The sequence below is a fragment of the Flavobacterium sp. C3NV genome (assembly GCF_046825355.2).
Taxonomy (GTDB): Bacteria; Bacteroidota; Bacteroidia; order Flavobacteriales; family Flavobacteriaceae; genus Flavobacterium.
The window spans coordinates 173,609-187,067 of record NZ_JBKQBJ020000005.1 but is presented as its reverse complement, the minus strand read 5'-3'; the positions used below and the strand labels follow the sequence as shown (position 1 = coordinate 187,067).

At 34.7% G+C, this 13,459-nt stretch carries 10 protein-coding genes; all 10 read right to left on the bottom strand.

Annotation, left to right across the window (positions count from 1 at the left end; translation table 11 throughout):
* Window positions 1–3: 3 nt before the first annotated feature.
* Entirely contained in the window at window positions 4–1,191 is a 1,188-nt protein-coding gene (locus ACIDC4_RS09455; RefSeq protein ID WP_412042737.1) for a helix-turn-helix domain-containing protein, read from the bottom strand.
* A 134-nt stretch (window positions 1,192–1,325) separates the two neighbouring features.
* Entirely contained in the window at window positions 1,326–1,907 is a 582-nt protein-coding gene (locus tag ACIDC4_RS09450) for a DUF4136 domain-containing protein (protein ID WP_412042738.1), read from the bottom strand.
* A gap of 301 nt (window positions 1,908–2,208) precedes the next feature.
* Window positions 2,209–3,609, bottom strand: a complete 1,401-nt coding sequence (locus tag ACIDC4_RS09445) for a DUF2252 domain-containing protein (protein ID WP_412042739.1) — start codon at window positions 3,607–3,609, stop codon at window positions 2,209–2,211.
* Window positions 3,610–3,614: 5 nt separating this feature from the next.
* Window positions 3,615–4,394 carry a DUF2490 domain-containing protein gene (locus ACIDC4_RS09440; RefSeq protein WP_412042740.1) on the bottom strand — a complete coding sequence of 260 codons (780 nt, stop codon included), beginning with the start codon at window positions 4,392–4,394 and terminating at the stop codon, window positions 3,615–3,617.
* A gap of 52 nt (window positions 4,395–4,446) precedes the next feature.
* Window positions 4,447–5,898, bottom strand: coding sequence for a DUF1254 domain-containing protein (locus ACIDC4_RS09435; protein ID WP_412042741.1), 1,452 nt, complete (start codon window positions 5,896–5,898; stop codon window positions 4,447–4,449).
* Window positions 5,899–5,934: 36 nt separating this feature from the next.
* Window positions 5,935–6,756: a hypothetical protein gene (locus tag ACIDC4_RS09430; protein ID WP_412042742.1), complete on the bottom strand. Its 822-nt coding sequence runs from the start codon at window positions 6,754–6,756 to the stop codon at window positions 5,935–5,937.
* A gap of 106 nt (window positions 6,757–6,862) precedes the next feature.
* Window positions 6,863–8,488, bottom strand: coding sequence for an arylsulfatase (locus ACIDC4_RS09425; RefSeq protein ID WP_412042743.1), 1,626 nt, complete (start codon window positions 8,486–8,488; stop codon window positions 6,863–6,865).
* A 100-nt stretch (window positions 8,489–8,588) separates the two neighbouring features.
* Complete coding sequence (locus ACIDC4_RS09420) at window positions 8,589–9,605, bottom strand: HAD family hydrolase (RefSeq protein WP_412042744.1); 1,017 nt, start codon at window positions 9,603–9,605, stop codon at window positions 8,589–8,591.
* A 69-nt stretch (window positions 9,606–9,674) separates the two neighbouring features.
* Complete coding sequence (locus tag ACIDC4_RS09415) at window positions 9,675–11,351, bottom strand: arylsulfatase (protein WP_412042745.1); 1,677 nt, start codon at window positions 11,349–11,351, stop codon at window positions 9,675–9,677.
* A gap of 677 nt (window positions 11,352–12,028) precedes the next feature.
* Entirely contained in the window at window positions 12,029–13,459 is a 1,431-nt protein-coding gene (gene pyk, locus ACIDC4_RS09410) for a pyruvate kinase (RefSeq protein WP_412042746.1), read from the bottom strand.

Below are 13,459 nucleotides of genomic sequence, written 5' to 3'. Positions count from 1 at the left end.
TTTTTAATTTGAAGCTTGTTTAAAATAATAAGCATTGTTTTCCTCAGGATTAATTTTAATTACTTTAAAATATTCAGAAGGTGATTTTCCGGTATGTTTTATAAAGGCTCTAAAACAGGTGGTTCTGGACTTAAAACCAGATCCCCAGGCCATACCTTCAAGCGAGAGATCTTTCCATTCGGGATCATTTATTTTATCTTTAAAATATTCTATTCTTTTAAGATTGACGTAGTCCTGAAAATGAAGATTAAATTCTGAATTGATTAAATTTGAAATATGATGTACTGACATTCCTGTTTCATCAGCAATATCGCGTATTACTAAATCTTTTTTCAAAAAGAGTTCTTTAGATTCAAAAATGCTTTCTAATTTATTGAGATATAATAATTTTTTTTCGGGAGTTAATTCTTTTACAATTGGTAAAACCGTTTTATTTTCAATTTTTTTTACTAGTGCTGATCTTGTTTCAGCAAACTCAATAGTTTCACTTGTATCATAAAAAATTTGAGGTTTAAAATAGAGCCATGCTCCTGTAAAAACTAAAACTGATGATATTAATATATAAGAAGAGAAATCAATTCTATCCACGCGTGCCATCAAAAAATAATGTACAAAGAGGGCTGAAAACAAAAACAGTATCATTAAATTATATACTCTGATCCAGCTTAAAATTTTTATTCTGTTAAAGTGATTTTCCTTAAATTTTTTCAAATCATAATTCAAAATCATCATGGTCTGACAAAAAGCATATAGAAGCCAAACACTAAGACTTAACATCGAAAAAGGGCTGTTGATTTTTATAGAAATATCGTCGATAATCTTAAGGTCAATAAAATTTCCTATCCAGACAAAAAGGGTTAAAGTAAAATATATCAGAAAAGGTAAAAAATGCACCCAATCGTATTTTTTAAACAATCTGCCCGAAAACAACATGCTTCTTACATACAAAAAGGCAGAAGGAGCAACCAAAAAAATAAATGATTTTGCAATCATAAATAAATCAGGAAATTCTTTGAAACTATTTGCTGATAAATAAAAATTATATACGCTAACAACCGCAAGACTGAACAAAAACAATCCTAGAAAAAAGCTTTTTGAATAATTTTTCTTTGAAAAAAGAACCATAAACGAAGTTGCAAAACCAACTATTGTCGCTATAAAAAAGAATAGCGAAAGTACTATATCTACCATGCTCTAATCTTGATTTGTTTGAATTATTCCGTTTTCTTTTTAAAATAAGTTTAAAAAGATGCGCGTAGTAAATTATGAAACACCATACTTATCGGGGGAGATAAGTATAGTATTTATAAATAATAAGTTATACGCTATTTTTTTGCTAAGCCAGGAGGGAAACCTTCCAGAATTTTTTTGATAGAAGCACTAACAAACTCTTCCGGATTGTCTGGTTTACTATCAATTTGAGCGTTGCCAACTCCCTGCCAAATCAGTTTTTCTGTTTTTGATGAGACAATATCAATGATCAGTGAGCCATCAACATAATCGTAAGAGTTAAATGTTGTATTGGCACCGCCCATCATTGCACCTCCGCCCCAATATCCGTAAGGGCGATACATACCGCCGTAACCGTAAAAATCAGTGTTTGCAGATACAGAGGTTTTGTTTTTTAAGATCGTAATCGCATTTACTTTTAAATCGGGATTAGCGGTTGTTTCAGTAAATCCTTTATTGATCAACTCTGCACGAATTGCTTTTGTGATACGATCTACATTTAACTGATTTATCTGGCCTTCCTGTGCTTTTAAATCATAAAATGTAAAAGTTTTATATTCGCTAAAATTAGCCGAATGGTCATAATCAGTTGTAACTTTTACAGTTGGAGAGCAGCTGAAAAATAAACCCAAAAGAAATATTGGGATTATACGAAGATTCTTTCTTTTAATATTCATCTTGTGGTATTTAAATTAATGATTAAATTAGTTTAACTTGAAATTCTTAAAATCTTTCTTAAATCCTGAATATGGGGGAAATCATGTTAAATAATTGCCTAAATCATCACAAACAACTACTAACCAATATCTTACTCTATACTCAAAGATAAATCATTTTATTTAATTAGCATTACTTAATATATAAAATTCTTACTTATTTAATCTTAATGCTTAGTTTAGTTTTAAAAATAGATTGTGCTGCTCTTTTTAAGTTCTTTTTTCTTAAATAGCGACAAAACTATCATTATGGTACATTGATTTAAACTTCTGCCGAAATTGGCAATCTTCCCTCTTTTATGGCTTCTAACATTTTATTATAATCTAATTCATTTTGGTTGGCATATGAAACAGAAAATCTCGAAATTGCACTGGCAAATTCATTACTTTTCCCCATATAACCGGACAATACTGATGGATCTCCTGTGCGTGCATGTGCTCTTGCAAGTGCCCATCCGCAGGCTTTTGCATAATCATTCATGTTTTTGGCTTTCATGATTTCAAGAACAGGTTTTACCTTGGCATCACGAAGCTGGCGGATATAAAAAAACTTATTCTTGTCGTCATTTGTCCATCCTAAAAACATGTCTGATGCAGATTGCATTAGCTTTTGTCCTCTTACAATGCGTTCGCCCTGATGCGAATATTTGCCTTTTGCTTTTACATTATCTTCGAGTACACTTTTTCGGGCTTCTTTAAATTGTAAAAAAATAGGTTCTCCTGTAGCCGACATCAATAAACTAATACCGCAAAGCGTTCCTACACTGCCTACACCCACTACTTTTATGGCCAGATCATGTAATGTATATCTACTTAACAATACTTTTTTTTCATCAGATAAGGTTTCCAGATAGCGATTATGTACGGTTTCTGCCTCCAGTAAAATTTGTTTTCCTTCATCTCCTGATGGATGATAAATCAAGGGCGGATCATCTTTTATTCTTGCCCTTGGTCCTTCCTGATAAGTCATTTTTGCAAATTCTTTTTCGTGAGCGGTATATTCTGCCGCTTTTTTAATTCGCTTTTGCTGAAATGATTTTATTTCTTCATCTTCACCCCTTTCAATAAGTTCGGCCAAATCTATATGTGCATACCATATTTGAAGTGCCGATAACTTACTGTATTCCAGCATATGTCTCTTGTAACTATCTGCAACGTTCAAGGCAAAATCTTTACAGGTTTTATCCGAAAATTTTCTCCATCGCCCTGCAATTACAAAACTTGCCGCAAGCCTTTTCAAATCCCATTCCCACGGTCCGGGAAATGTTTCATCAAAATCATTAATATCAAAAACCAACTGCCGTTCCGGTGTTGCAAATCCTCCAAAATTCATAAGATGACAATCTCCGCAAAGCTGAAGATCAACTCCCGTATTGGGCGTTTGTGCTAAATCAGCAGCCATAATTGCAGCAGCTCCCCTAAAAAATGCAAAAGGCGATTCCATCATTCGACTGTATCGAATGGGGAGTAAACTTTCTATTCTTCCAATACTTGTTTGAATTAAAATATCTACCGGATCTTCACGATTCGCTGACGGATTCCATTCTTGCTGTGTTGATCGGGGCGTAACTTTTCTTATTGCAACGCCTTTGTCAAAACGTTCCGCTTTTGATGCTACAGGATCAAAAATATTTTCGCTTTTATCGTTAAATTCGTCAGTCATAACTTTTAATTTTCTTTTCTTTTAAAAGGCAAATCGGTCGTTAGTGTAATCCGGATCGTATGATTCATTCGGCTAAGACCGCTTTCTGTATCCGGTGATTTCCAAAAAATCTGATTCATGTATCCCAATTCCATTCGAATTTCTCTACGTTTATCAAGACTATAAGCCGTTCCTAAATACAACCTGTTTTGATCCAGATAATTTTCGTTGCCACTTGCTGCATTTGTTCTTATGTGAACCTCATCATACACCACAGCTGCCCATCTTGGTTTAAACCATAATTGATATCTCACCTGATATCGAAATGTGTTTTCGAATTTGTAATAATCAAAATGATCGCTTGTACTGTTTGGGTCGTCTTTTCGTCCTAACCAACGCTGCTCCATTCTAAAGCGCTGCGACCAAACTTCGTTTCCTTCTTTTTTGACAATACGCCAAATAAATTGCTCGTAAATTCTGTAATCCGGATTATTGTATGGCAATGAAACTTCATCATAAGGCAAATCCCATTGGTAGGCAACTCCGGCTCCTAACCTGTTTCCGTTTTTAAGATAATAGTTGGCTCCAGCCCTGTAAAAAGATCCCTGAAGTTCTGATACAAAATCATTTCCTTTTGAATATCCTTCAAGCAGCAAACCCCATCTTCCATCTTCCTTAAAAGGCAAATACATTTCGTAACCTACCCAGGCTGCCACATTTTGCGCCATTTTCTGGGCATTTGTTTTTATGCCAGACAGAGTGAAAACAATTACAAATAGAATTTTATAAATATTTATTCTCTTCATGGAATCAATCAAATTAGTTTTTAGCTACTTAAATCACTGGCAGAATTAACTTTTATTTCACTTCTTCAACATCTCCCATCTTCCAGGTTTTGTCAAAAAATCCTTTTTCAGGTCCGTAAAAACGAGCGAGTAATTCAAATTGTCTTTTAGGATCAGTCGGCACCCAATTAGACTCTTTTCCCTCCGGAGCTTTTGCCCCAAAATAAATATCCACAGAACCATCTGCATTTTTTTGAAGTCCCGGACTTGTAGATGCACGACTAGAGTATTTCATTCCTAAAATCAAGGCATGTGTTTCGCGATCATAAGCCGTTACAGACCAATATAATTTTACCGGAACTTTTGCAGGCAAATGAAGTTTGTATAATTTAGAACCATCAAATGATTGCTTTTTATCATCTTTAATAGACATTAAATAAAATTGTCCAGTACCGAGTTTTTTAGCACTGAAATAAGCCATAGAATAACTTATTGCTCTTTCATCAACAGGATAAAGATTGGGTGCCATATAGTTTGACATTATAGCCTTAACTACATCCGGAGAAGCTGGTAATGCCCAGTTTGTTCCGTCATAAAATGGAGGTGTAAATATTTTTTCATACTTTTTATCAATCCAGCTGTGCGCATCTTTGATGGCTGCATTGAGGATTTCCTCTCTTCTGGCATCGGCCTGAAACGTTTTTCCTTTTTCGATTCCGATAGTTTTTAACTGATCGATCATCGCCAAATCTCTTGTTAACCAAGGTTCTCTTTGTACGAACTGATTCAATACTTCAAAGAAATGTACATTGTATGGAATCGTATTGCTAAAATCAACATTGATCAAATCAACAAATGTTGTTGCCGGCGGATTATCAGCTTCAGAAAGCGGATAAATTTTTACTTTTTTTCCGTAATCAACAGCTCTTTTAATATCGTTTGCACTTCCGTCTGTAAGATTAGAACGAAGTATCGCATAACCCGTATAAGTCGAAGATGGCATTGGTATATAACCCAATGGAACGGGATCTTTATAACCAGGCGGCAAAATAAGATATTTACCTCCCTTTCCTTTATCTACTCCCGCCGGACCAATATCTTCTATCGCAGTTTGCCAGCCATCATCCAGACTACCAGTCAATGATGAAATGCCTTCTACAGCAGGAATTTCTAAAACAACCGGACCTTGTCTGGTATCATAAAATGGATTTATATAAATCACATCCGGATTGGGTGTCAGGGTTTGGTTTTTTGAACTAATAAGCCCCGACCAAAAAACAACTTGATTATAATCGCCTTTTGCTTTGATAAGACTTTCATGAAACAACTCTGAATTTACTGCCGGCATTCCCCAAATAACGGCTTCGACTGCACGATTGTAAATCAGTTGTTCTTCAAAATCTACAGGTTTAAATGCCGCTGTTTGTGTAGTATCTGCAACAGTTGTCGTTTCATTTTTTTTTGTAGAATTAGTGCAAGACCACAGCATGCAGATTATTGCAATTGATACTATTTTTGATTTCATGATTGTTTTTTTTAATGAAAGAAACTTAGAAATGACTTATGAGCCCGGAAATACAAAAGCCACAACTGCTCTTAATCCCCAATCGGGTCTTATATCTGAATGACCTACAATTGGTATTAAAGGCATAACGGCAAATTGCATCGTTTGACCACCTAATTTTGTAATGGCTCCAACATTTGGACTAATCGTAATCAGTGTTGTATTTCCTTCCCAGTTTTGTGTAATCTCTGAAGTAATACCTAAACTTGCACCGCTTTTGTAACTATGAGTTAAAAATAGCTGTGTGTAAAACTGATTAAAATCGGCTCTGTTTTCGTTTCCTGCTACTGACCAGATCTGATTAGCAATGAAACCTATAGAAAGTCCTTTTCCCTGATGCATGACCAAAACACTTGGTCCGACTCCAAATTTTTCTGTTCCAAGAAATTTTTCTGTAGCCGTTGGTACTAGAAAAGCAGGACCAACTCCCAAAATAATTCCCTTTGTTTTAGGGGCGAAAAACGCTGTTACGGTTGCATCGCTTAAACCAAATTCATGCGTGTTTTCTCCAATAACATCCTGCTGATCTACAACCGGAAGAATATATCGTGTAATTAAATTTAGATTTTCACTCAATTTAAAAGGAATTACAGGCTGAATATTTATTTGGTATTTTGATCCATTGTAGGGACCAATTCCATAAGTTAAATTATTTTGCAAAGGCACGCTTATAAGACTTGCTACAGGATTTGCAAGCTTATCTGCCAATTCCTGAGCGCTGGCACCCGCTTTTTCTTCCTGAGCATAACTATCGATACTTAAAAGAAAAAAAGGTAAAGCCAATAGCGATTTTATTAAAATTGAATAGGATCGTTTCATAATTTTCTTTTAAAGATTAAAGATTTTTAAAATCAAATGAAACAGCTTTTAACTAGCAAAAGCTGTTTCATTTTCAATTCAAAATATTATTTTAATGCTTTTATTATCATCCGCCACCGCTTCTTTTAGCAGTTGATATGGATTTTAATTTTTCTTGTGCTTCTTTAAGTTTCAAATAATTATCAATGGTAATTGGACCAGGATATAGGTTACTTTGCACTACATGAGGTGGATATTTTTCATATGTTTTAGCAAACTCTCCAATAATGTTCTGAACAGTTGGCAAGAACCAGGTTTTCTCTGTAAAGTTGTTCATGAATAAATCGTAGCGCTCTTGCGGATCTGCCCATAAGTCAAATATTTGTGGCACAGTTGCTACATAACTCGATCCCCCTTTCCAGCCTAAATTAGAATCTACCGCTAAACCTCCTGTTGCTTGTCCGTTATCACCACGTAAATTAAAGACAGCTTTAAATTTTCCAATTCTTAGTGCCCCCGGCAATAATTCATCTTCTGTAAAATAAAACCACATTGTTCTTTTTGATTTTCCTGTACCAAATAAAACCGGAGACATATCATAACTGTCAAAAATGGTTGGTTTACCTTCTCTGTCTACAGTTGGCAGTTCTTGTCCTGATAAAGCAGCAAATGTTGCCATGAAATCCAGTGTTCCTAAAATATCATGGTTTTGGGTTCCTGGCTTAATTTTTCCAGGCCACCATGCCAGCGTCGGGATACGGCTACCGCCTTCACGGTCTGTTCCTTTTGTTCCTCTAAAAGGTGTATATCCGCAATCAGGGTAAACATCCTGCCAAGTACCATTATCTACTGTGTAAATAATTAAGGTATTTTCAGCAATTCCCAGATTTCGAACTTCATCCATAATACGGCCAATTCTTGTATCCAATTCTACAATACAATCGGCATATTTATTTTTTCCTGCAGATTTACCTGCAAAATCAGGATGTGGAATATTTGGCTGGTGGTTTTTTGCAAAAGAAATTTCCATAAAAAATGGTTTATCTCCTTTTTTGCCATTTTCTTTCAGCCATTTGATAGATTCCTCTTCTGTATATTGATCGAGATACGGAATTACTTTTCCATCAATTTTTCTAACTTCTCTGTAAGGTTTTCCAGCTTCACCTTCTAATGCTCCTTTAGTTCCTTTTGCCCATTGTGCACGAATATCATCCGGCATATCAGCATTCCACTCCGGATCTGTATACGTATAAGCATTTAAGTGATATAAGGTTACATTTTTCATCACATCAAATCCCTGTGCAATTGGCATCGAATAATCTTCTTCGCCAAGGTGCCATTTTCCGGCAAAAAAGGTGTTGTAGTTTTTACGTTTTAATATAGACGCCAATGTCCACTCTGCTTTTGGCAAACCACCTCCATCTCCGGGGAAAGCAACAGTTGTCATACCGCTTCGGTTAGGAATTCTTCCTGTAATAATCGCTGCTCTTCCCGGTGTACAGCTTGGCTGTCCGTAAAACGACCAGAACTGCATTCCTTCTTTGGCCATTTTATCTATGTTAGGTGTTGCAGCACCACGACCTTCACCTCCTCCATAGGGACCTAAATCTCCCCATCCGGTGTCATCTGATAGTAAGATAATAATATTGGGGCTTTTTTGGGAATAGCCAATACTGACTATAAAAAAGCAACACAGCATGCCAAAAAATTTTGCTAAGCTGACTGCTTTAGTTCGTACTAAATTTGTTTTCATAGTTCTTTGGTATAAATTAATATTAAAAATCAGTTCTACTTATAATTTGTTTGTGTAACATGAATTAAAACAAAAGGTTTATTCCTTCTCTAAAGCACTATTATTTATCCGGAAATATCGTTTTCCAGTCATCTTTCATACTGATTACATGATATTTGTATTTTGCTGCAGTATTTAAGGATAAATTATCTTTTTCCTGATAATTGTATTCTCGGATAGAGTCATTATGGTTTACAATCATTTGAAAAGAAGGATATTTACTTCCTGAAGAATATCTTAACATGGCAAGATCACCTGCTCCGCCTTCGTTTCCGCAGGCAAAAACCGGTCTTTGACCAATGTGTAATTGTATCCCGATTGGTTTCCCTGCTTTATCATTAAGAAGATCTAAAGCCGGTTCTCTTTTTACACTATTGGTTGCATCATCAAAAGAGTATTTAAAAGAAGTTCCTACTACTTGTTCTTTTGGGATTCCGTAAAAATCAGCTGATATTGCTCGTACTAATTCAATAGTTCCTCCGGTTACAATGAAAGTTTTGAAACCATTTGCACGCAAATAATTCAAAAGCTCCAATTGTGGCTGATATCTAATTTGTTTTAGCGGAACGTTTTTACCAGGATATTGGGCACCAGCAAAAAACTCTTTTGTAGAAGCTTCAAATTCATCTTCGGTCATGCCGGTATGTGTTGCAGCCACTAATTCTATAAGCGCTTTTTCGCCTCCTTTTTCAAAAAAAGTTTTGTCTTTTTCGACTACGGCTTTAAAGGGTTGTTTTTTGGCTAATTCAGGTTTAGCTTCAATCATTTTCTTAACTCTATAGAAAGCAAATAATTCCTGAACATATGGTTTTTCAGCCCAAAGCGTTCCGTCATTATCAAAAGTAGCTATTCTGTTTTCTATAGGAATAAAATCCGGACTTCCTTCTTTTGTAACCTTAGTAACATAAGCAATTATATCTTTTTTCAAAGCTCCGTCATTCCAGCTTGGTAGCGGATCCCCACTTGTTGCAACAGTTTGCGTACTATCTTTAGGATTAGTGGTAGTGATAGTATCTGATTTTTTGCACGAGCCCAACAATAATAAAAACAAGGGCAATATATATAGTTTTTTATACATGATATTGATTTTTAAATTATTGAAAAGCTTGAGTTATGAGGGTAACTCAAGCTTTATTATTTAGTAATACTATTTTTTCTTTTTAGCTTCTGTTTCATCCTCTTTTAGTTTAGGAAGAACATTTTTCTCAATATATTTTTGCGCTTTAATATCTTTCATCGCTTCTTCCATAATAGTGTAAGCAGAGAAACTTGGCGGAATTGATCTTGGCGGATATTCTTTAAAAGTTTCGGCAAATACCACTACATCTTGTATGGCACCATACATTAGCTGCACGTGATTTAACTGGTAGTCCCAAAAAGTATTCGAAGTAATATCAGCTCTTTCAAAGGGATCCTGATACAAATTGAATATTTTTTGTAGACGCAGTTTGGTAAAAGGTTCTGCCCAAACTCCCATTGTACCGCCTAAACGTTGTTCTGCAAATACATATTTGTAATCTCCTTCTCTTAAACCTACTAAAAGACCATCATCATCTGTATAGAAAAACTTATCTCGGGCACTTTTTTGTGTTTTGCCAAGCAAAAAATTACTTTGATCAAAACCGTCTAAATGCACTTTATACGTTTTTCCGTTTGCGTTGTAACCCTTTAAAAGTTTATTAGTTAAGTCTGGCTCACCAGCAATTGTTGCTAAAGTTGGAATCCAGTCGTTGTGACTCATTAATTCAGTTGTAACTTGTCCTGGTTTGATTGCTCCCGGCCAGCGAACTATACATGGAACACGGAATGCACCTTCCCAATTCGTATTTTTCTCTGAGCGAAAAGGTGTCATTGCACCATCAGGCCATGTATTCATGTGAGGGCCATTATCTGTAGAATAAACCACAATTGTATTATCAGCGATTCCTAAATCATCTAATGCTTTTAAGATATCTCCAATAGTTAAATCATGTTCGATCATACCATCTATATATTCACTGTCTCCATGTGTATATCTTCCTCTATGCTCTGCTCTAACGTGTGTACGAAGGTGCATACGTGTAGCATTGAACCAACAGAAAAATGGTTTTCCGGCAGCGGTTTGTCTTTTAATAAAATCAATAGCAGCTGCCGATGTTTCATCATCTATAGTTTCCATTCTTTTTTTAGTAAGAGGACCTGTATCTTCAATTCTTTGTTTTCCAACTCTACCAAAACGAGGGTCAGTGGTTGCATCATCAGAATTTGTTGCAATACATTTTAATACTCCCCTTGGACCAAATTTTTTCAAATATTCAGGATCTTTAGGATAATCAGGCAATTCTGGTTCTTCTTCTGCATTTAAGTGATACAGATTTCCGAAAAATTCGTCAAAACCATTTACAGTCGGTAAACTTTCGTTACGGTCACCAACGTGATTTTTACCAAACTGACCTGTAACATAGCCCAAGTTTTTCATGATACCTCCAATGGAAGGATCTAACTGACTCATACCCATAGGTGCCCCTGGAAAACCTACTTTTGTAAGCCCGGTACGAAGACCATGTTGTCCTGTTAGTAACGCAGCACGCCCTGCGGTACAACTTTGTTCTCCATAATAATGTAAAAAACGCAATCCTTCATTTGCCAAACGATCGATATTAGGCGTTGTATATCCCATTAATCCATCGCTATAAGCACTAATATTGGTAGTACCAATATCATCACCCCAAAGTATAAGAACATTGGGCTTTTTTGTATTCTGTGCATTCGTTATCGAAAAACAAGCTAATGCAAACAGCATTATCGAATTTCTAAATCCATTTTTAAGTCTACTTTGTTTCATGGTAATAAAATTTGTTAATAATTTTTTTATTAATTTATATCAAATATAGGAAAAATATTACTTATTTATATTTGTGGAGAAATGTTAAATTCTATTTGCTTCAGTTTTTGAAATTTATTTGGGGGGAATTTGAAACAAGAATTTTCTTAACTTTTATTTAACTATCTCAAAATTAACCAATAAAAAAACTAAGAATAGCATTTATATGGCCTGACCTTGTTTCATTTTATAAAATGAAACAATAAAAATGGTTTATTTTGTTCCTGATTGTTTGATTTTATAAAATACAGTGTCTAAAATGATTTAGTCACTAATAAGATTTTTGAATTTTATTCTGATAAAAAAAAAGCGTTAGAACAACACTTTTAATTTGATATGATTTTTTATTAAAATTTAAACGAAAGATTTCAAATTTTAAATGGTTCGAAATTTTCAATCTTTTTTTGATCCGTTATTTCAAGACAAAATTTTAAAATTTTTATCTTAATTATTTAAAGCAAAAGCTGCTTAAAAAGATTCAGCATATTATTTTTATAATTCATCTCTGAAAATAAATTCATTAGCATCTAAACAAAAAAGACTCCTGATTTTATCACAAGTCTTTTACAAATCAAAAAAGTTTAAACCAAAAAAAAGCCATTCGATATCGAATGGCTTTTTTATATTATCAATAAAGATTACTCTATTTCAGAAACTCTCATGGTATTTACCATTCCTTTATCTTTAATTGGCATAGCTGCAAGGTTAATTAAATAATCACCTTTTGTAGCATATCCTTTTTCAACTGCAATTTTATTTACATCTGTTACAGTATCATCCGTACTTACATCTTTATCATAGAAGTATGATTTTACTCCCCATAATAAATTCAATTGAGTTAAGATTCTTCTGTTTGAAGTAAATACTAAAATGTGTGCAGATGGTCTCCAAGCCGAAACCTGGAAAGCAGTGTATCCGCTATTTGTTAAAGTACAAATTGCTTTAGCTTTGATTTCGTTAGCCAATAAAGCTGCCTGATGACAAACTGTTTTAGTAACAAAACGTTTCGTTTTAATTTGTGGAGTATTTTGTGGAACCTGAATTAGCGGAGAATCCTCTACAGCTTCACAAATTTGTGTCATTCTCTGAATTACCTGTACCGGATAATTTCCTGTAGCAGTTTCTCCAGACAACATTACAGCATCAGCTCCATCCATTACAGAGTTTGCAACGTCGTTTACTTCAGCTCTTGTTGGTGTAAGACTTGTAATCATTGTCTCCATCATTTGTGTAGCAACGATAACAGGAATTCTTGCAATTTTTGCTCTGCGGATCAAATCTTTTTGAACCAATGGTACTTCGTGTGCAGGAAGTTCAACTCCTAAATCTCCACGTGCCACCATTAAAGCGTCGCAATAAGCTACAATTTTATCCATGTTCTCAAGAGCTTCCGGCATTTCAATTTTAGCTACAATCGGAATTTTATATTCTGAATGTTTAGCGATCAATTCTTGTAAGTCTTGTAAATCGCGAGGTGTTTTTACAAACGAAAGTGCGATCCAGTCTACTTTTTGCTCAATAGCAAAAATAGCATCTGCAATATCTTTTTCAGTCAAAGCTGGTAAAGAAATCTTAGTGTTTGGAAGATTAACTCCTTTTTTAGATTTTAATTCTCCACCCTGAATTACTTTGGCAACAACTTCAGTCTTTTTATCAGTAGAAATAATTTCGAAAATCAATTTACCGTCATCAAGCAAAATACGCTCTCCCGGATTTACATCATTTGGAAAATTTTGGTATTTCATGAATACTTTAGAAGCAGTTCCTAAAATATCTTCTGCTGTTGTAAAAGTGATTAAATCACCATCATGAACAACAGTTCCTTCCTCCATTACACCAACTCTTAGTTTTGGTCCCTGTAAATCGCCAAGGATTGCAGTTGTGTAACCAAACTCTTCGTTTAGTCCTCTAATAATATTAATTTTCTCTTTTACACCTTCGTAATCAGCATGCGAAAAATTAACTCTAAACACATTAACCCCTGCATCGATCATATCTTTAATGATCTCTCTCGTACCACATGCAGGACCAAGTGTAGCGACAATTTTGGTTTTTTTGTTTGTTAACAT